Genomic DNA, 17,011 nt, shown 5'->3' on the forward strand with positions numbered 1-17,011 from the left:
TCGCCAGAGGCATGGTGTCTATCGGGACGAAGTCATTACCAGCGCGAGAAAATTTCTTCTCTCTTCGATAGGGCAGGCGTCGAGCTGCCTTATGGCTAGTTCCGCTTGGTTTACGAGGTCCAACGCATCAGACCGAGTGATTTTCCCGTGGGGCGAGTAATCCGCCCAATGTCGCTGCTGCTGCAACTGAACAAATATGTTCGCTACGTCACGCAACTCTTGCCGTAGCGCAGCCACGCCTAGCGCGATCTTTTCCTTGTCCGCTAGTACCGGCTTGTCAACGGCTTGGCAGATTTGTTTCATCCGCGCATGTTCGAATGACCGATATATCAGTGCATAGCGGGCCGATTTTCGACTTCTCTTCCCTACTAGCGCATCTGTTCCGGCTTGGAGCAAGTGATGGAACAGCGCGTAGTAGGCGGTGGAAACCGATCGTCTCAGTAGAGTTTGGTTGGGCGCCCCCTTTTTGGTCCGTCCAGCTAGATCGTCCGCAATAACCAGAAGGCGAAGCGGGTCGATCATTTACGCCGTCTTTTCCATTCATCATCGGTCAACACGGTGACGAAGGGGTATCTTTGATCGCCAGAATTAATAAGCTCGTCTCTAATTTTCTGAATCATCCGGACGCGAGAGAGAGTCCAATCCTTTTCAGATTTCTGATGTACTACATGTAGCTTGATCAATAGCGCGGGTTCCTCGTCAGAACCAACAACTTCTTCCACATCAGCATCTAAGACCTCTACGGAAGGTTTCAAATTCCTGGTGGAATCGAGCACGAGATCTCGAACTTGGTTCATCGGGGCAAGCATGGCGGTCATTCAATCAATTTAGTGCAGGGCTGGGCTTCCACCAACCATAATGACGCAATCCCACTTCGTGAGGTGAGGTTAGCTTAGAAGTAACGAAAAAGGCCTCCCGGATCGCTCCGGGAGGCCTGTTCGTCTTCAGTGGACCGAAAGCCCTATTCGGCGGCGGCCTTGGCCGCGCTGGCCCCGAACTTGGCGTTCAGTTCGCCGGCGCTGTAGCGCTTGGCCATGGCGGCCGTGGAGAGCGGTTTGATCTTGTCGGCCCAGCCGGCCGAGCCGAACTCGGTGAAGCGCGCCTGGCAGACCTTGCGCATGGCCTCCTTGGCCGGCTTCAGATAGGCGCGCGGGTCGAACTCGTGCGGCTTCTCGACCAGGATCTTGCGGATCGCGCCGGTGATGGCCATCCGGTTGTCGGTGTCGACATTGATCTTGCGCACGCCATGCTTGATGCCGCGCTGGATCTCTTCGACCGGCACGCCCCAGGTCTGAGGCATCTCGCCGCCATACTGGTTGATGATGTCCTGCAGGTCCTGCGGAACGCTGGACGAGCCGTGCATCACCAGGTGGGTGTTGGGCAGGCGGCGGTGGATCTCCTCGATCACGTTCATGGCCAGGACGTCGCCGTCCGGCTTGCGCGTGAACTTGTAGGCGCCGTGGCTGGTGCCCATGGCGATGGCCAGGGCGTCGACGCCGGTGGCCTGGACGAAGTCGACCGCCTGGTCCGGGTCGGTCAGCAGCTCGTCGTGGCTGAGCTTGCCCTCGAAGCCGTGGCCGTCCTCGGCCTCGCCCATGCCGGTTTCCAGGCTGCCCAGCACGCCCAGTTCGCCCTCGACCGAGACGCCGCAGCTGTGGGCCATCTGGACCACCTTGCGGGTGACGTCGACATTGTACTCGTAGGTGGCCGGGGTCTTGGCGTCCTCCATCAGCGAGCCATCCATCATCACCGAGGTGAAGCCGTACTGGATCGCCGTGGCGCAGGTGGCCGGGCCGTTGCCGTGGTCCTGGTGCATGCAGACCGGGATGTGCGGATAGATGTCGACCAGGGCGTCGATCATCTTGGCCAACATGATGTCGTTGGCGTAGTTCCGCGCCCCGCGCGAGGCCTGGATGATCACCGGCGAATTGACGGCGTCGGCCGCCTCCATGATCGCCAGGCCCTGTTCCATATTGTTGATGTTGAAGGCCGGAAGCCCGTACTCATGCTCGGCGGCATGGTCCAGCAACTGTCGCAACGTAATGCGAGCCACGTAATTCTCTCCTGCAAGCGTGAAGTGAGGTTGGTCGTTTCTTGTTGTTGGGGCCGTGACGCTTGTGCGTTCTCTGCCCGGGTCAGTCTTATAGAGGTTGAACGCGGATCTGCACGATCCGCGCCAACGAAGTGTCTCAATCTTTTACGCGTGACGGTCGCCGAAACCGGTACCCACTTTCGGCTGTCACGCTTCAGGTGTTCAGAGCGGCGACGCCCGGGAGCGTCTTGCCCTCCATCCATTCGAGGAACGCGCCGCCGGCGGTCGAGACGAAGGTGAAATCCGCCGAGACGCCCGCGTGGTTCAACGCGGCGACCGTATCACCGCCGCCCGCAACCGCCACGATCTTACCCGATTTCGCCAGGGAAGCGGCATGTTTCGCCGCCGAAACGGTCGCTTCGTCGAACGGAGGGACTTCAAACACGCCAAGCGGGCCGTTCCAGATCAGGGTGAGGCTCTGGTCCATGGCGGCCAGCAGGCGCTTGGCGCTCTCCGGGCCGGCGTCCAGAATCAGGTCGTCGGCTTGAACTTCATTCAGCGCGCGGACAGCGGTTTCGACGCCGGGCGCGACTTTCTTGGCCACCACCACGTCGACCGGCAGCAGCAGTTCGCAGCCGGCGGCGTCGGCCTTCTTCATGATCTCGCGGGCGGTGTCGGCCAGGTCCTTTTCGCAGAGCGAGCCGCCGACGTCGTGGCCCTGGGCGAACAGGAAGGTGTTGGCCATGCCGCCGCCGATCGCCAGGCGATCCAGCTTGGCGACCAGGTTGTTCAAGAGGTCCAGCTTGGTCGAGACCTTGGAGCCGCCGACGATGCCGATCACCGGCTTCTTGGGATTGCCGAGCGCGGCGTCCAGGGCTTCCAGTTCGCGCTGCATCGACAGGCCCGGATAGGCCGGCAGCAGCTTGGCCAGGCCCTCGGTCGAGGCGTGGGCGCGGTGGGCGGCGCTGAAGGCGTCGTTGACATAGACGTCGCCGTTGGCGGCCAGGGCCTGGGCGAAGGCGGCGTCGTTGCTCTCCTCGCCGGCGTGGAAGCGGACGTTCTCCAGCAGGGCGACGCCGCCGTTCTCGAGGCCGTTGATCACCTCGGCGGCGGCCGGGCCGACGCAGTCGCTGGCGAAGGCGACCGGCTGTTCCAGCAGCTTGCTCAGCGGCTCGGCCACGAAGGCCAGGCTCATCGCCGGCACGACCTTGCCCTTGGGGCGGTCGAAGTGAGCCAGCAGCACGACCTTGGCGCCTTGCTTGGACAGGTAAGCGATGGTCGGCAGAGCGGCGCGCAGGCGGGTGTCGTCGGTGATCTTCCCCCCGTCGACGGGGACATTGAAGTCCACCCGAACCAAGGCGCGCTTGCCGGCGAGGTCGGCGGTGTCGAGGGTGCGGAACGTCATGGCGTCTTCCATTCAGAGGGCGGCACGGGTGGCGGGGCCGAGAAGCCCAGCCCCGCGAAGGTCAAGAACGCCACCGCCGGAACGATGACGTGGGCAAGAGGCATGCGGCGTCGGCGCGAGGCATAGAGATGTAGCGCCCAGGCGACCAGCCAGCAGATAAGGCCGATCCCAAGCGATCCCGAGGTCTGCAATATCGGCAGGTCTAGCAGCGGCCTCGGCGCGCCGACCGGGTAGCGATGCGCTAGGCCCCAGTGGACCAGGCCATACACACCGCCGAAAGCGACCGGTGCCGCGACCAGGGTCAGGGCGATCGACGCAATCCAGCTTCGCAGGCGGGAGCTTGGCATCTGTCTCTTGCGGCTATGGCAAGCAAAACCCCCGCCCTTGGAAAGGGCGGGGGCGCTTTAGCTCTTACAGGAATTTCGCCATTTCCAGAGCGGTGTCGCTCATGCGGGTCGCGAAGCCCCATTCGTTGTCGTACCAGCTGAGCACGCGGACCAGCTTGCCCTCGATGACCTGGGTCTGGGGCAGGGCGGCCGTCGAGCTGGCGGCGATGTGGTTCAGGTCCGACGAGACCAGCGGATCCTTGGTCGTGAACAGCACGCCCTTCATGTCGCCGTCGGCGGCGGCCTGCAGGGCGGCGTTGACCTCGTCCACCGTGGTGTCGCGCGAGGGCACGACCTTCAGGTCGATGACCGAGACGTTCGGGGTCGGGACGCGGATCGAGCTGCCGTCCAGCTTGCCCTTCAGGGCCGGCAGGACCAGGCCCAGGGCCTTGGCGGCGCCGGTCGAGGTCGGGATCATGCTCAGGGCCGCGGCGCGGGCGCGGTAGAGGTCCTTGTGCATGGTGTCCAGCGTCGGCTGGTCGCCGGTATAGCTATGGATCGTGGTCATGTAGCCGCGCTCGATGCCGACCAGGTCGTGCAGGACCTTGGCGACCGGGGCCAGGGCGTTGGTGGTGCACGAGCCGTTCGAGACGACGATGTCGTCGGCGGTCAGGGTCTCGTGGTTGACCTTGTAGACGATGGTCTTGTCGGCGCCGTCAGCGGGGGCCGAGACCAGCACGCGCTTGGCGCCGGCCTCCAGGTGCAGGGCGGCCTTGTCGCGGGCGGTGAAGATGCCGGTGCACTCGAACGCGATGTCGACGTTCAGCTCTTTGTGCGGCAGCTCCTTCGGGTCGCGGATCGCCGTGACCTTGATCTTGCCCATGCCGACGTCGATCCAGTCCTCGCCCGAGGTGACGACGCCCGGGAAGCGGCCGTGAACGCTGTCGTAGCGCAGCAGGTGAGCGTTGGTCTCGACGGGCCCGAGGTCGTTGATGGCGACGACCTCGATGTCGCGGCGGCCATGCTCGGCGATGGAGCGCAGGACCAGACGTCCGATGCGGCCGAAGCCGTTGATGGCGACGCGAATAGCCATGGGTCGTTCTCCTGTCATGACCGCCGGGTCGGGTTCGACCGACGTTCCCTATTTTGCAGCGCGTTTTGCGGGCTGGAGACGCGAAGTCAAGGGCTGAGAAACTGGGACCCGCCCCACGAATGCTGCTATGGGCTGCGCATCGCCCAAATGTCGCCCTGCCGTATGGCTTAGACGCTCTCGATCTATATGTTGCGTTGCATGATGGAAATCCGCCGATGATCCCGGCCGACGGTACGGCCCTCGACCTCGCCGTGCGCCGCCTGGAGCGGGCGGTGAGCCAGCTTGAACAGCGTCTGGCGGCCAAGGCCGCCGAGGCCGCCCGCGCGCCTGTCGCCGCGGCGGTGGCGTCCGGTGAGCCCGGCCTGTTCCCAGACCATTTTGGGGACGACGAACGCGCCCGCCTACTGGTCGAACTGGAGGCGGCCCGCGAGCGCGAGAAGGCGCTGGAGGAGGCTGGCGAGCAGGCGTCGGTGGCCCTGGGCCGCGCCATCGCCGAGATCCGCGCCGCCCTCGGCGACGAGGCCGTGGCCAATGACGATCACGACCATGACGACGATGCGGGGCCTCTGCCGGGTTCCGAGGACGACTTGTTCGACGATCCCGAGGAGGCGTGACCATGTCCCAGGTGACCATCCACGTGAACGGCCGCCCCTACATGGTCGGCTGCGAGGACGGCCAGGAACCGCACCTGACCGAGCTGGCCCGGCTGTTCGACCGCCAGGTCCGCCAGGTCAGCCAGGACGTCGGCCAGCTGGGCGAGACCCGGCTCTTCTTGATGGGCGCCCTGCTGTTGGCCGACGAGTTGTCGGACATGAAGCTGCGCCTGGCGCACGCCAATGGCGAGATCCTGCGCATGCAGCAGGAGGGCACCAAGGCCGAGATCGCCGCCATCCGCGCGCTGGACGCGGCGGCCGAGAAGATCGAAAAGCTGGCGGTGGACTGACATGCTAGCGGGCGCGCGGATTGGACTGACCGCCGCCCTGATCCTGAGCGCTTCTGCAAGCGCCAAGACCCCGACGCCGCTGCAGGCCATCCCCGTCGACCTTCGCGCCACGATCGCGCCGACCCCGGTTCTGGCCGAGGGCCAGCGCCACCTGATCTACGCGCTTCGGCTGGACAATCTGGGCGCCCAGGGATTGGACCTGCGGGCGGTCTAGGCGCTGGACGCGGCCAGCGGCGCGGTGCTGGCTCGCTATGGCGACAAGGATCTCGAGGCGATCATCGCCCGGCCCGGCTTGGGCAAGCTGGCCGACCGCCGCGCGATCGCCGGCGGAACGGGCGCGGTCCTGTTCCTGGACGTGGCCGCGCCGGCCACGGCGCCGACGCCGCGCGCCCTCGTTCATCGCCTGATCTTCGCGCCGGTGACCCCGGCCGACAACGCCCATTGGACGCCGTGGAACGCCGAGGTGCTGGCCGCGGCCGACGGGACCGTGGTCGAGGCCGTCGACGGGATCCCGGAGAACAACCCCGTCGCCGACGACAAGGCCGTCCCGATCACGGTCGACAACGCCACCGGCGATCACCTGGTGCTGAACATCGGCGGCGGCCGCTTCGTCACCTACGCCCACCTGCGGCCGGGGTCGCTCAAGGTCCGGGTCGGGCAACGAGTCCGGCGTGGCCAGGTGCTGGCCAACGGAACCGGCTGGCGACCGACCGAGCCCGCCCAGGAGCGGCGTAGCGAAACGCCGGTGCGCAACGCGGTGGTGGCGTTCCCGGAGCGGTGAGGTCTTAGCGCTGGCGACTATGGCCGATCCGCATTCAGCGGAATGGTCTCCCACAACCCGCTCATCCCCGCGAAAGCGGGGATGAGCGGTGTTTAGGCTGAATATCGCTCGGCACCAGCCCGTCCGCGTCAAAGCCCCGCTGGCAATCCGACCCGCGAACCCCTATCTTGGTCAGTGGCGGGTCTTGCTGTGGCTCTCGTCGAAGATTTCTATTCCCAGGGACCTTAATCTCTCTATCGGGACCTGTTCCCTCCCGTGGCCGTGGCTGCGGGAACACGGGGCCCACCTGTTACTGACAGGTTCGAGTGGATTGAAACGTCTTCACGGTTCTTCGCGGCGCCGCCACCTTTCTCCTATAGTCGCGGAATGACGATCACCGACCCCGGCGTGGCCAAGACCGCCCTGCGCGTCTTCCTGCGCAACCAGCGCAAACAGCTGGCGCTGGAGCATCCCGAAGCCGACTGGATGATCGCCGAGCTGGCGCGAGAGCCGCTGGCCAAGCTGTTTCCAAACCCCGCCGGCAAGGTGGCCGCGCTCTATTACGGCCTGGGCTCGGAGGTGTCGCCGCGTATCCTGGCCGACCAGCTGCGCGATGCCGGCTGGACCCTGGCCCTGCCGGCGGTCGAGGACGCCGAGACCGGCCACATGGTGTTCCGCGCCTGGGACCCGGCCCAGCCCTTGATCCACGACGCCATCGGCCTGCGCGCGCCGCCGCCGAGCCAGCCGGCGCTGGAGCCCGACCTGGTGATCACCCCGCTGCTGGCCTTCCAGGCCGACGGCGTGCGGCTGGGGCAGGGCGGCGGTTACTACGATCGGGCGCTGGAAGCCCTGCGGGCCCGCAAGCCGGTGTTCGTGCTGGGCCTGGCCTATGGCGGTCAGCAGGCGGAGAATTTGCCGCACGAGCCGCACGATCAAAGGCTGGACGCCATTCTCACCGAAAAAGAGTATAGGACCGTCAAAGACATGGGCCGCTGACGGCCTCCTTAAGGACTATCGATGCGTTTCGCCTTCTTCGGCGATGTCGTCGGCAAGTCGGGTCGCGACGGCCTGGCCGACCATCTGCCCGATCTTCGCCGCCGGCTCTCCCTCGAGTTCGTGATCATCAACGCCGAGAACGCGGCTGCCGGGTTCGGCATCACGGAGAACACCGCCCGCGAGCTGTTCGAGGCCGGCGCCGACTGCCTGACCCTGGGCAACCACAGCTGGGACCAGCGCGAGGCCCTGACCTACATCGTCCGCGAGCCGCGCCTGATCCGCCCGGCCAACTACCCGATTCTGTCCGACGCTCCGGGACGCGGCAGCCACCTGTTCCAGACCGACAGCGGCAAGACGGTCTTCGTCGTCAACCTGCTGGGCCGGGTGCACATGGACGCCATGGACGACCCGTTCGCCGCCGCCGACCGCGAGCTGGATAAGGCCCCGCTGGGCCAGGTGGCCGACGCGGTGATCGTCGACATGCACTGCGAGGCGACCTCCGAGAAGATGGCCATGGGCCACTATTGCGACGGCCGCGCCTCGCTGGTGGTCGGCACCCACACCCACGTCCCGACCGCCGACTGCCAGGTCCTGCCGGGCGGCACCGCCTACCAGACCGATGCGGGGGCCTGCGCCGACTACGACAGCGTGATCGGCAACCAGAAGGACGAGCCCCTGCGGCGCTTCACCACCAAGATCAGCGGCGGCCGCTACCAGCCGGCCTCGGGTCCGGCGACGGTGTGCGGCGTGTTCGTCGAGACCGACGACCGCACCGGCCTGGCCGTGCGGGTCGAACCGATCCGCGTGGGCGGGCGGCTGCAGCAGACAGTTCCGGAGGTCTAGGCGGTTTCGTTCAATTGGGTTGGGCTTGCGGCTGTCATGGTTCGGGTTTCATGATCCGGCGCACAGCCCCCAAGGAGCCTCCCCATGACCGACGCCATCTACACCGCTCACGCCCACGCCGTGGGCGGTCGCAACGGGACCGCCAAGTCCGACGACGGGCATCTGGACGTCAAGCTGGCCTTCCCCAAGTCGATGGGCGGCGACGGGAACGGGACCAATCCCGAGCAGCTGTTCGCGGCGGGCTACAGCGCCTGCTTCCTCGGCGCGCTGGGTCTGGTGGCCCGCAATCAGGGCGTCAAGCTGGGCGAGCACAGCCTGGACGCCGAGGTCGACCTGATCAAGGACGAGACTAGCTTCCACGTCGGCGTTCGGCTGAAGCTGAACGCGCCCGAGCTCGACCGCGAGACGGCCGAGAAGCTGTTGCGCGCCGCCCACGAGGTCTGCCCGTACTCCAAGGCCACCCGCGGCAATGTGGATGTGGCGCTGGAAGTGGCCTAGGCCATCCCATCTTCAGCCCCCCGGCGAAAGCCTGGGTCCAGATGGAAGAGCGCTTGAGTGGGTTCTAGGAACGCCGCGCCCTTCCCATCAATCCCAGCGCCGGGAAGCGCGGATTCATTCCGTCGGGAAGAACTTGAAGAACGGTTCGGCCTCGGCCAGCACCCGCTGGACCGACGGCCGGGCCTTCAGCCGTTCCAGATAGGCCAGGCACAGCGGCCAGTGGCCTTCGAGCGCCTGGACCTTGTCGGCATAGAACAGCGCCGGCATGGCCGCGCAGTCGGCCAGGCCGAAGTCGCCCAGCATCCAGGTCCGGCCGTCGGCCAGTTCCTTCTCCAGGTGGTCGCAGGCGACCTTGAGCTGACCATAGGCCTCGTCGACCCCGAAGCCGTCCTTGGCCTCCGCTGGACGGAGGCGGTCGGCGACGATCTTCTGCATCGGGGTCTGGACGTAGTGGTCGAAGAACCGGTCCCAGAACCGCATACGCCAGGCGAAGTCGGGATTGGTCGGCACGAACCGCACGCGGCCCGGATAGTGGGCGTCCAGATAGTCGAGGATGACGCTGGTCTCGATCACCGTCTCGTCGCGTCCGGTGTCGCGCAGGGCCGGCATCTTGCCCATCGGCGACAGTTTCAGGAACGCCTCGCGCCCGGCCGGGTCGCCGAGGTCGACCAGCACGTTCTCGAACGCGATGTCGTTCTCGTAGAGCCCGATCAGCACCTTCCAGCAGAACGAGGCCAGCGGGTGGGCGTGCAGCGACAGGCTCATGGCGGCGTCTCCATATAGTTAAGTAATTGCCTAACTATCATCGCGCGCCACGGCTCGCAACCCCGCTTCGGCCCCGTGGGGGTGACAAAACCCGCCCGCGGACGTTAGAAGCGCCCACTCTCCATTTTCAGACCAGAGACAGAGCCTCCGAATGGCCGGCCACTCGAAATTCAAGAACATCATGCACCGCAAGGGCCGCGCCGACGCCGCGCGCTCCAAGCTGTTCTCCAAGCTGTCGCGGGAAATCACCGTCGCGGCCAAGACCGGCCTGCCTGACCCGGCCATGAACCCGCGCCTGCGCCTGGCCGTGAACAACGCCAAGGCCGAGAGCCTGCCCAAGGACGTCATCGACCGCGCGATCAAGAAGTCGCAGATGGGCGACGCGGCCGATTATTCGGAAATCCGCTACGAAGGCGTCGCCGCCGGCGGCGTCGGGATCATCGTCGAGGTCCTGACCGACAACAAGAACCGCGCCGCGGCCAACGTCCGCTCGTACTTCACCAAGATGGGCGGCAATATGGGGGCCACCGGGTCGGTGACCTTCAACTTCGACCGGGTCGGCCAGATCAGCTATCCGGCCAAGGTCGCGTCGGAAGACGAGATGATGGAAGCCGCCATCGAGGCCGGCGCCGACGACGTCACCTCGGACATGTCCGAGGAGGGCGAGGGCCACACGGTCTACACCGCCTTCGAAAGCCTGAACGAAGTGGCCGCCGCCCTGGAAGCCAAGTTCGGCGCGGCCTCGAACACCAAGATCGCCTGGCGCCCGAAGATGCAGGTGCCGGTGACGGGCGACAGCGTCGCCACCCTGATGAAGCTGCTCGACCTGCTGGACGAGGACGACGACGTCCAGGCGGTCTACTCGAACGAGGACATCAGCGACGAGGACCTGGCGAAGCTGGGTTAAGTCCAACGCTTCGGTGTCATCCCGGACGGCCCGCGGGGGCCGATCCGGGACCCAGGGGCCAAGCGCGAGGACCGAGCTTCTCCCCGTCACGCCGTCCGGCTAGACTGCGCTCCATGGTCCTGCGGGTTCACATCGACACCGATTGCGGCGTGGACGACGCCCTGGCGCTGGCCCTGCTGGCGCGTTCGCGGCAGGCCGTCGAGGTGGTCTCGGTCTCGGCCGTGTTCGGCAACACCTATGTGGATCAGGCCGCGGCTAACGCCCGGGGCGTGCTGCGCCTGGCCGGCTGCGGGGCCGAGGTCTATATCGGCGCCGGCGCGGGCCTGGCCAAGCGCCGGGTCGAGCGGATGCGGCCCGCCCACGGGGTCGACGGCCTGAACGGCGCGGGCTTCTCGCAGCGCTGGAAGCTTCCCGAGCTGGAGCGCGGCCATTCGGCCAACTTCCTGGCCTTCGCCGCGCGTCGCAAGCTCGCCGGCCTGTTCCTGGGGCCCCTGACCAACCTGGCCAAGAGCCTGCTGGAGGATCCGGCCGCCTTCCGCGACTGGCGCCCGACGATCATGGCCGGCGCCTTCGCCGTCGAGGGCAAGGCCCAGGGCGGCGCCGACTTCAACAGCTGGAGCGATCCGGAGGCCCTGCAGCGCACGCTGGAGGCCGGGGTCATGCCGCGCCTGATGCCGCTGGACGTCAGCCACCAGGTGACGATCACCACCGACGACCTGTCCAAGGGGGCGATCTGCTGCGGCTCGCCGTTGTCCCAGCGTCTGACCAAGGCCGCCGGGCCCTATATCGCCTTCCACCAGCAGGTCTGGGGCGGTGACGGCTGCCGGCCGCACGACGCGGTGGCCGCCGCCAGCCTGGTCGCGCCCGAGCTATTCGCCTTCGAGCCGGCGCGCCTGCGGGTGATCGTCGACGGCGAGCACCTGGGCCGGGTCGAGCGCGTTGACGGGCCCGCGAACGCCGAGGTCTGCACGGGCCTAGACGTCGCGGCCGTCAAGCGTCTGATCCTGGGCGGCCTGTTCGGCTGGAGCGCGGTGGAAGCGGCCTAGGACCGTAGCGCCGATCGATATTCACCAACACTACAAACCATTCCGTCATTCCCGCCCTTGTGGCGGGAACCCCTCTGTCCGCCGCAGTTGCAGTAGGGGCGAGCCGCTGGCGGCTCGCTTGCATCGCAGGTGTCAGCTGAACCAGGGGTTCCCGCCACAAGGGCGGGAATGACGGAGCTATAAAGTTGCTCACGGCTCGGATACCTGAACACTCGTCGGCCTCAATGCGGCTGGCCCCACTGGGCGGCGCGTTCGCGGACCAGGTCGCGCATGAACTGGTCCAGCTCGGCCAGGCGGCGGTCCATCTCGGCCACCGGGACGCCGTTCCAGACGGCGTGGTCATAGGCCGAGCGGGCCTCGCGCAGGTTTTCGCCGGCCTGGTATCGTTCGGTTATGTAGAGGGTTTCGAGGAGCTTGGTCGGGCGGTCGATCTTCTCGTGCTTCATCGACCAGTAGCTGACCATGTACTCGGTCAGGATCCCATCGTCCGACGTACTCACCATCGTCCGTCTCCCTTGTCGTTGACGGGGGAGATGGTGAGGCCGAAGCCGGGTGCAACAACCGAAGAGTGGAAATGCACATCTCGGGTTAGGCTAGTCGTGCATGTCAATCGCCTCGGGTAGGAAACGGACTTCCGCTTGGGTCCAGCAATCGCCCCATTCCGTTGCCAACACGGCCCCACAGGCGCAGCCGATGTCTGGACCGTCCATGCCGTCGGGACCGCAGCAACCGTTTCCGCTCCCGATCGCGCGCAGGTCCTCCCGCAGGAGATCCTCTGGATTGATCGAGATCGCGCCGGCTGGGGAGAAGACGTGAATCTTCAGAACCTGACCGTCGGGACCAGTCACCGGCGAGGAGGCTTCCTCATGCAGCCGCACCATGACGCCGGTGGCCGTCGTCGGTTGGCGCTCACCGACCGTCATGTCATGTTCCCACGCCTCTCCGATGCGGCAGTTTCGGGTCAGGCGCCGACCGCAGGCAGTGCAAGTCAGATAGCTCATTTCCCGCCCGCGTAGTCCTTGATCAGGGCGTAGAGGAAGTCCCGGCCGTCATAGAGCGATTTGACCCGCACCCGCTCGTTCAGGCCGTGGATGCCGTCGCCGTCCGAGCTGCCGAAGATGCCGGAGACGCCATAGGTCGGGATGCCCGCCGCGTTGGTGTGGACGCCGTCGGTGGCGCCGGTCAGCAGGATCGGCACGACCGGCACGCCGGGCCACAGCTTGGCGGCTTCCTTCTCGATCGGGCCCATGATCGCGGGTGTCAGGGGCGGGGGCGGCGAGACGGGGTTCGGCGGATTGGTCAGGGCGATCGCCACGGCCGGATCGGCGGCGACCTCGGCCAGCTTGGCGCGGACCTCCTCGACCGGCGTGCCCGGCAGGATGCGGCAGTTGATATTGGCCTCGGCGCGCTGGGGCAGGGCGTTGGGCGCGTGGCCGGCCTTGACCATGGTGGCGACGCAGGTGGTGCGCAGCATCGAGTTCCACATCGGATCTGCGGCCACGGTCTTCAGCGCCGCCGAGTCGTTGATGTCGGTCACCAGGGCCTTCATCGCCGCGGCCTGGGGCGGCGTCACGCGGCCCTGCATGCGGGTGAAATAGCCCCGCGTGGCGTCATTGAAGCGCGGCGGGAAGCTGTAGGCGCCGATCCGGTCCAGGGCCGCCGACAGCTGGTAGATGGCGTTGGCTGGCACGGGGCGACTGGAGTGGCCGCCCGGATTGGTCACGGTCAGGGTGAAGTCCTGATAGACCTTTTCGCCGCCCTGGACCTCCAGCACCACCGGCTTGTCGTGTTCGTCCAGCAGGCCGTCGGCGCCCTCGTTCAGGGCGAACTCGGCGTCGACCAGGGGACGGTGGTTCTTCACCAGGTCCTCGATGCCGTTATAGGCTTGGCTCTCCTCGCCACAGGTCAGGGCCATCTTGATGTCGCGCTTGGGCTTGAAGCCCGACTGCTTGAGACGAACCAGGCTGTCGACCCAGATGGCCGCCTGGGCCTTGTCGTCCGACGTTCCGCGCCCGAAGAAATAGCCGTTCTCCTCGACCAGCTTGAACGGGTCGCGGGTCCAGTCGGCGCGGTTGGCCTCGACCACGTCGATGTGAGCCAACAGCAGCATGGGCTTGGACTTGGCGTCCGCGCCCTTGAGCACCGCGACGAGCGACCCCTCCTTGGGATGGCCGTCGGCGACCACGACCTTGACGTCCTCGGCTGGGAAGCCGGCCGCCTTCAGCCGGGCGCCCATCGCCTCGGCGGCGGCCGTGCAGCTGCCGACCGACAGGGTGGTGTTGATCTCGACCAGCTCCTTGTAGAGGTCGCGGAAGGCCAGCTGGTCGGGGCGGACGGTCTTGGGCGGCTCGGCCGTCTGCGCGCTCGCCGTCGTCGCCAGCGCCATCAAGGCGCCCGCCGTCATCCACACCACGCGCTTCATCCGTACTCTCCCAAGCCATCGAAGGCGGCAGCAGAGCTTGCCTGGCGGGCGCGCGCAAGGGGCGCCGTTTACCGCGCGTTAGCAATACAGGGGCTTTTCCTCCGGGGCGGATCAGACGATGTTGCGAGAACACATGATGAACGCCATTCGCATCCTCGGACTAGATCCCGGCCTCCGCCGCACCGGCTGGGGCGTCGTCAGCGTGCTCGGCTCGCGGGTGACCCACGTGGCCCACGGGGTGATCGCGCCGGACGACAAGGCCGCCTTCTCCGACCGCCTGCTGCACCTGTTCGAAGGGATCTGCGCGGTGATCGAGCAGCACAGGCCCGACGAGGCGGCGGTCGAAGAGACGTTCGTCAACACCAACGCCCAGTCGACCCTGAAGCTGGGCCACGCGCGCGCCGCCGCCATGATCGCCCCGGCCCGCGCCGGCCTGCTGGTCGCCGAATATTCCAACGCCATGGTCAAGAAGGCGGTGGTCGGGACGGGCGGGGCCGACAAGGCTCAGATCGCCTTCATGATCGCCCGCCTGCTGCCGACCGCCGGCTCGCCGACGGCCGACGCCGCCGACGCCCTAGCGGTGGCCATCGCCCACGCCCACGCGCGCACCGCCCGGAGAGTGGCATGATCGGCCGGCTCAGGGGCGCGGTCGCCGAGGTCGGCGAGGAAGAGGCCCTGATCGACGTCATGGGCGTCGGCTATGTCGTCCGCTGCGGCCACCGCACGCTGCAGCGCCTGCCGGCCCTGGGCGAAGAGACGCTGCTGCACATCGAGAGCCAGTGGAGCGAGAGCGCCGGCCTGCGGCTCTACGGCTTCGCCACGCGAGAGGACCGCAAGGCCTTCGTGCTGCTGCAGGCGATCCAGGGCGTCGGGCCCAAGGCCGCCATGGCCGTGCTGGACGTGCTGTCGCCGGCGGAACTGGCCTCCGCCGTCGCTCGGGAGGACAAGGTCGCCGTCGGCCGCGCCAATGGCGTCGGACCCAAGCTCGCCCTGCGCATCGTCACCGAGCTGAAGGACAAGCCGATCACCGACGGGCCGGTGCTGACGGCCGCCCCGGCCACGACCTCGGCTTCGGCCGCGCCCGCCAAGCCCGCCCCGACCGGCGACGCGGTCGCCGCCTTGATGGGTCTGGGCGTGGCCGAGGTGAACGCCCGCCGCGTCGTCGAGGCCGCCGCCGCCAAGCTGGGTGACGAGGCCACCGTCCAGGCGCTGATCAAGGCGGGCCTGCAGGAGCTGGGGCGATGAGGCTCCCCCCACCTGACCTGCTGCGCAGGTCGTCCGCCCCCAAAGGCGGGCGGAAGGATAGCGCGCGAGCCTTCTTCCCCCTCCGGGGGAGGAGCGCGCAGCGCGGAGGGGGCAAGTGACCCGCATCATTTCCGGCGACCCGCAACTGGGCGACCAGGTCCCGGCCACCGACCGCGCCCTGCGGCCCCAGACCCTGGCCGAGTTCGTCGGCCAGGAGCAGGCCAAGGGCAATCTGCGCATCTTCATCGAGGCCGCCAAGGGCCGGGGCGAGTCCCTGGACCACGTGTTGCTGTTCGGCCCGCCGGGCCTGGGCAAGACCACCCTGGCCCAGATCGTCGCCCGCGAGCTGGGCGTCAACTTCCGCGCCACCTCGGGTCCGGTGCTGAACAAGCCGGGGGACCTGGCCGCGATCCTGACCAATCTCGAGCCGAACGACGTCCTGTTCATCGACGAAATCCACCGGCTGTCGTCGAACGTCGAGGAGATTCTCTATCCGGCCATGGAGGACCATGTGCTGGACCTGGTGATCGGTGAGGGGCCCTCGGCCCGCTCGATCCGCATCGACCTGGCCCCGTTCACCCTGGTGGCGGCGACGACGCGGGCGGGCATGCTGGCGACGCCGCTGCGCGACCGCTTCGGCATCCCGATCCGGCTGGAGTTCTACACCCCGGCCGAGCTGCGCCACGTTCTGCTGGGCGCGGCCCGCAAGATGGGCGCGCCGCTGTCCGACGACGGGGCCGACGAGATCGCCAAGCGCGCCCGGGGCACGCCGCGTGTCGCCGGCCGCCTGCTGCGCCGGGTCCGCGACTTCGCCACCGCCGACGGCGCGACCGTGATCGACCGCAAGGCCGCCGGCCTGGCGCTGGCCCGCCTGGAGGTCGACGAGGTGGGGCTGGACAGCCTCGACCGCCGCTATCTCCGCGCCCTGATCGAGCACTATGGCGGCGGCCCGGCGGGCGTCGAGACCATCGCCTACGCCATCGCCGAGGCCCGCGACGCCGTCGAGGATGTCATCGAGCCCTACCTGATGCAGCAGGGCTTCATCCAGCGCACCCCGCGCGGCCGGGTGGCGTGCGGCAAGGCCTATCTGCACCTGGGCCTCAAGGCACCGCCGACCCCGACGGGGCAGGGCGGGCTGTTCGACGAGTAGTTCAGCCGCTAAGCAGGACCCTATGACGACCCCGCCCGAACCCACCGCCGGCGTCTTCGACGGCCGCGAGCATCAGCTGCCCGTGCGGATCTATTACGAGGACACCGACTTCTCGGGGATCGTCTATCACGCTAACTACCTGCGCTATTTCGAGCGCGGGCGGAGCGACTTCTTCCGGAAGGTCGGCATCTCGCACACCGAGTTGGCCAAGGCCGACACCGCCTTCGCGATCGTGCGGATGGAGCTGGACTTCAAGCGCTCGGCGCGGGTCGACGACGCCCTGGTGGTGCGCACCACCTATGACCGGATCAAGGGGCCGCGCCTGTATGTCAGCCAGAGGATCACGCGGGGCGACGAGCTGATCTGCCAGGCGGCGGGCGAGGCGGTCTGCATCACGCTGGACGGGCGGCCACGGAAGCCGACGGCCGAAATGAAGGCGCAATTGGAGCCTTGGCTGGCGATCAGCGAATAAACGTCATCGATTTTCGGGATCGCTCGGCGATTGTCATAGTTTCACCCAAGCGCCGCTTCATGCCATACGGCGCAGACTCAAAGATTCAGACGCCCCAACGGAGACCTC

Annotated in this window: 23 protein-coding genes, 1 other RNA gene and 2 pseudogenes; 16 read left to right on the forward strand and 10 right to left on the reverse strand. The window is 67.2% G+C overall.

The features are described 5' to 3' along the window. Positions 1-18: 18 nt before the first annotated feature. From ABIC66_RS18225 to gap, 6 genes are all read right to left on the reverse strand, one after another. Entirely contained in the window at positions 19-522 is a 504-nt protein-coding gene (locus ABIC66_RS18225; protein ID WP_354071849.1) for a hypothetical protein, read from the reverse strand. Then, positions 519-818 (reverse strand): hypothetical protein, encoded by a 300-nt coding sequence (locus ABIC66_RS18230; protein ID WP_354071851.1) that lies wholly within the window; start codon positions 816-818, stop codon positions 519-521. Before ABIC66_RS18230 ends, ABIC66_RS18225 begins: the two co-directional genes overlap by 4 nt. Before the next feature lie 143 nt (positions 819-961). Beyond that, positions 962-2,053, reverse strand: coding sequence for a class II fructose-bisphosphate aldolase (fba, locus tag ABIC66_RS18235; RefSeq protein ID WP_354071852.1), 1,092 nt, complete (start codon positions 2,051-2,053; stop codon positions 962-964). 193 nt (positions 2,054-2,246) lie between these two features. Then, positions 2,247-3,437 carry a phosphoglycerate kinase gene (locus tag ABIC66_RS18240; RefSeq protein ID WP_354071854.1) on the reverse strand — a complete coding sequence of 397 codons (1,191 nt, stop codon included), beginning with the start codon at positions 3,435-3,437 and terminating at the stop codon, positions 2,247-2,249. Further along, a complete protein-coding gene (locus ABIC66_RS18245) occupies positions 3,434-3,784 on the reverse strand; it encodes a hypothetical protein (RefSeq protein WP_354071856.1) in 351 nt (116 codons plus the stop codon). Before ABIC66_RS18245 ends, ABIC66_RS18240 begins: the two co-directional genes overlap by 4 nt. 64 nt (positions 3,785-3,848) lie before the next feature. After that, the gene (gene gap / locus ABIC66_RS18250; RefSeq protein WP_354071858.1) at positions 3,849-4,856 is read right to left on the reverse strand and encodes a type I glyceraldehyde-3-phosphate dehydrogenase; all 1,008 of its coding nucleotides are present in this window, start codon (positions 4,854-4,856) and stop codon (positions 3,849-3,851) included. Positions 4,857-5,071: 215 nt separating this feature from the next. Here gap and ABIC66_RS18255 point away from each other — a divergent pair, with 215 nt between their 5' ends. From ABIC66_RS18255 to ABIC66_RS18285, 8 genes are all read left to right on the forward strand, one after another. Continuing rightward, positions 5,072-5,470, forward strand: coding sequence for a hypothetical protein (locus ABIC66_RS18255; RefSeq protein WP_354071859.1), 399 nt, complete (start codon positions 5,072-5,074; stop codon positions 5,468-5,470). 2 nt (positions 5,471-5,472) lie between these two features. After that, positions 5,473-5,799 carry a cell division protein ZapA gene (locus ABIC66_RS18260; protein WP_354071861.1) on the forward strand — a complete coding sequence of 109 codons (327 nt, stop codon included), beginning with the start codon at positions 5,473-5,475 and terminating at the stop codon, positions 5,797-5,799. Between the two features lies 1 nt (position 5,800). Then, positions 5,801-6,013 (forward strand): hypothetical protein, encoded by a 213-nt coding sequence (locus ABIC66_RS18265; RefSeq protein WP_354071863.1) that lies wholly within the window; start codon positions 5,801-5,803, stop codon positions 6,011-6,013. A 24-nt stretch (positions 6,014-6,037) separates the two neighbouring features. After that, positions 6,038-6,580 (forward strand): M23 family metallopeptidase, encoded by a 543-nt coding sequence (locus ABIC66_RS18270; protein WP_354071865.1) that lies wholly within the window; start codon positions 6,038-6,040, stop codon positions 6,578-6,580. Between the two features lie 181 nt (positions 6,581-6,761). Continuing rightward, positions 6,762-6,924: non-coding RNA, 6S RNA (gene ssrS / locus ABIC66_RS24270), on the forward strand. Between the two features lie 22 nt (positions 6,925-6,946). Further along, positions 6,947-7,555: a 5-formyltetrahydrofolate cyclo-ligase gene (locus ABIC66_RS18275; RefSeq protein WP_354071867.1), complete on the forward strand. Its 609-nt coding sequence runs from the start codon at positions 6,947-6,949 to the stop codon at positions 7,553-7,555. A 21-nt stretch (positions 7,556-7,576) separates the two neighbouring features. Then, positions 7,577-8,398 carry a TIGR00282 family metallophosphoesterase gene (locus ABIC66_RS18280; protein ID WP_354071869.1) on the forward strand — a complete coding sequence of 274 codons (822 nt, stop codon included), beginning with the start codon at positions 7,577-7,579 and terminating at the stop codon, positions 8,396-8,398. Between the two features lie 84 nt (positions 8,399-8,482). Further along, positions 8,483-8,896, forward strand: coding sequence for an organic hydroperoxide resistance protein (locus ABIC66_RS18285; RefSeq protein ID WP_354071871.1), 414 nt, complete (start codon positions 8,483-8,485; stop codon positions 8,894-8,896). A 114-nt stretch (positions 8,897-9,010) separates the two neighbouring features. Here ABIC66_RS18285 and ABIC66_RS18290 read toward each other — a convergent pair whose 3' ends face one another. After that, on the reverse strand, positions 9,011-9,661 hold the full coding sequence (locus ABIC66_RS18290) for a glutathione S-transferase family protein (protein WP_354071872.1): 651 nt from the start codon (positions 9,659-9,661) through the stop codon (positions 9,011-9,013). Between the two features lie 151 nt (positions 9,662-9,812). Between ABIC66_RS18290 and ABIC66_RS18295 the strand changes: the two genes are divergently transcribed. The 3 genes and pseudogenes from ABIC66_RS18295 to ABIC66_RS18305 all read left to right on the forward strand — a co-directional run. Continuing rightward, the gene (locus ABIC66_RS18295; RefSeq protein ID WP_354071874.1) at positions 9,813-10,568 is read left to right on the forward strand and encodes a YebC/PmpR family DNA-binding transcriptional regulator; all 756 of its coding nucleotides are present in this window, start codon (positions 9,813-9,815) and stop codon (positions 10,566-10,568) included. 113 nt (positions 10,569-10,681) lie between these two features. Continuing rightward, positions 10,682-11,614 carry a nucleoside hydrolase gene (locus ABIC66_RS18300; protein WP_354071876.1) on the forward strand — a complete coding sequence of 311 codons (933 nt, stop codon included), beginning with the start codon at positions 10,682-10,684 and terminating at the stop codon, positions 11,612-11,614. 39 nt (positions 11,615-11,653) lie between these two features. After that, positions 11,654-11,788 (forward strand): annotated as a pseudogene (locus ABIC66_RS18305) (hypothetical protein); the annotation flags it as partial. A 47-nt stretch (positions 11,789-11,835) separates the two neighbouring features. On the opposite strand, the gene ABIC66_RS18310 reads toward ABIC66_RS18305, so the two are convergent. From ABIC66_RS18310 to ABIC66_RS18320, 3 genes are all read right to left on the reverse strand, one after another. After that, positions 11,836-12,117: a hypothetical protein gene (locus tag ABIC66_RS18310; RefSeq protein ID WP_354071878.1), complete on the reverse strand. Its 282-nt coding sequence runs from the start codon at positions 12,115-12,117 to the stop codon at positions 11,836-11,838. A gap of 90 nt (positions 12,118-12,207) precedes the next feature. Next, positions 12,208-12,615: a hypothetical protein gene (locus tag ABIC66_RS18315; protein ID WP_354071879.1), complete on the reverse strand. Its 408-nt coding sequence runs from the start codon at positions 12,613-12,615 to the stop codon at positions 12,208-12,210. Continuing rightward, on the reverse strand, positions 12,612-14,036 hold the full coding sequence (locus ABIC66_RS18320; RefSeq protein ID WP_354071881.1) for a M20/M25/M40 family metallo-hydrolase: 1,425 nt from the start codon (positions 14,034-14,036) through the stop codon (positions 12,612-12,614). Before ABIC66_RS18320 ends, ABIC66_RS18315 begins: the two co-directional genes overlap by 4 nt. A 121-nt stretch (positions 14,037-14,157) precedes the next feature. On the opposite strand from ABIC66_RS18320, the gene ruvC reads away from it, so the two are divergent. From ruvC to ABIC66_RS18340, 5 genes and pseudogenes are all read left to right on the forward strand, one after another. Then, positions 14,158-14,664 carry a crossover junction endodeoxyribonuclease RuvC gene (gene ruvC, locus ABIC66_RS18325; RefSeq protein WP_354072013.1) on the forward strand — a complete coding sequence of 169 codons (507 nt, stop codon included), beginning with the start codon at positions 14,158-14,160 and terminating at the stop codon, positions 14,662-14,664. Next, entirely contained in the window at positions 14,661-15,281 is a 621-nt protein-coding gene (ruvA, locus tag ABIC66_RS18330; protein WP_354071883.1) for a Holliday junction branch migration protein RuvA, read from the forward strand. Before ruvC ends, ruvA begins: the two co-directional genes overlap by 4 nt. Before the next feature lie 16 nt (positions 15,282-15,297). Then, positions 15,298-15,393: pseudogene (locus ABIC66_RS24275) on the forward strand (hypothetical protein); the annotation flags it as partial. 3 nt (positions 15,394-15,396) lie between these two features. Beyond that, a complete protein-coding gene (gene ruvB, locus ABIC66_RS18335; protein ID WP_354071885.1) occupies positions 15,397-16,431 on the forward strand; it encodes a Holliday junction branch migration DNA helicase RuvB in 1,035 nt (344 codons plus the stop codon). Positions 16,432-16,453: 22 nt separating this feature from the next. Then, positions 16,454-16,903, forward strand: coding sequence for a YbgC/FadM family acyl-CoA thioesterase (locus ABIC66_RS18340; RefSeq protein WP_354071887.1), 450 nt, complete (start codon positions 16,454-16,456; stop codon positions 16,901-16,903). Positions 16,904-17,011 lie beyond the last annotated feature (108 nt).

Source organism: Caulobacter sp. 1776 (assembly GCF_040545685.1).
Classification (GTDB): domain Bacteria; phylum Pseudomonadota; class Alphaproteobacteria; order Caulobacterales; family Caulobacteraceae; genus Caulobacter.